The following is a 1,216-nucleotide window of genomic DNA, read 5'->3' as shown; positions in this document are numbered from 1 at the left end:
CTGGCTATTGGCCTTATCGCTGATGCTTGTGCACCGGGTGCAGGTTCCTCTAACGGTTCCTCTTCCTCCAAGTAATCCGCACAGCGTAGGGACGTGTTCCCTCAAATAACACCGCCACGGGAGGCGCGTTAACCTCCCACCCAACTTGAGAGTTGATGAATCGGGACATTGCTGCCGGGCTTCATAGCCCGGTGGCGTGGCCCGGCTCATGGCTCGATTTTGTTTGTTCAATAGTTCCGAAATACCATTTGTTATTTCTCATTAGTCTTGGGTCTCTACCGAAGCTTTTCCTTTCCTTAAGCTCCAGGTGTGGAGGCTCATGGCCACGGGCTTTTTAAAGCCGGTGTGCACGTGCCCCGTCGCGTAGGTCAGAGGACGCGACGGGGTACTTTCGTTTTTCTTCTGAGTGTGCCTCTCGGTGGTGTTTCTCTTTTGTTTGAAGCAGAGGCAAATGTGCTCTTGTGAGGGACATCTTGCTAAGCTGACAGTGCTTTTTGAGCGTGCTTAGCTGGTGCTCTATTGGGTGCTGGCGGCTTCTAATTACACATCGTCACGGGTGCTTCCTTGTTTGCCTTGAATGCGCTTAGCCCGATTCCGTTTCTTCTGTCTTATTGGGTTTTGTATGGATTGGCTGAGGAGGCTGAGATGCCGCGATGCAGCGGCGAACCGTCGAACCTGATCCGGATAATGCCGGCGAAAGGGAGGAATCATGAACTCTGTATCTCATGGTGGATTTGTTAATAGCGGCGCACCTGCGAATGGAGTTGCACCGCGCAGTTTGAACTGGCGCGTCGTTGACATCGTGGTGGCATCCGTGCTGGGTGTTGCGTGCGGAATTGTGTTCCTAGCGTGGAACACGGTGGGCTACGCCTGGTTCCAGGCCATGGATGCGCTCACGCCGGGCTTGGGCGGTATTGCCACTGGTATTTGGCTGCTGGGTGGTGTTGTCGGTGGCCTGATTATCCGCAAGCCGGGTGCAGCACTCTACGTGGAGCTGTTAGCAGCCATCGTGTCCGCGGTGCTGGGCTCCCAATGGGGCATTAGTACGTTGTACTCCGGAATTGCGCAGGGCATTGGTGTGGAGATTGTCCTGGCAATCTTCCTCTACCGCCGCTTTGGTCTGGGCATTGCGATGCTTGGCGGCATGGCTGCGGGCTGGGGCGCTTTTGTGCTGGAGCTGTTTACGGGCCTGACCCCCGGAAAGTAGACACGTCGG

1 pseudogene and 1 riboswitch are annotated in these 1,216 nt (G+C 55.6%); the pseudogene reads left to right on the top strand.

Annotated features, from left to right (window positions below):
• The first annotated feature begins 542 nt into the window (after positions 1 to 542).
• Positions 543 to 721, top strand: a riboswitch (TPP riboswitch).
• A 57-nt stretch (positions 722 to 778) separates the two neighbouring features.
• Positions 779 to 1,183 (top strand): annotated as a pseudogene (locus HMPREF2996_RS10420) (ECF transporter S component); the annotation flags it as partial.
• Positions 1,184 to 1,216: the final 33 nt, after the last annotated feature.

Origin of the sequence: Corynebacterium sp. HMSC066C02 (genome assembly GCF_001814945.1) — a bacterium.
GTDB classification, from domain to species: Bacteria; Actinomycetota; Actinomycetes; order Mycobacteriales; family Mycobacteriaceae; genus Corynebacterium; species Corynebacterium aurimucosum.
This window is presented reverse-complemented; position numbering and strand designations above follow the sequence as displayed.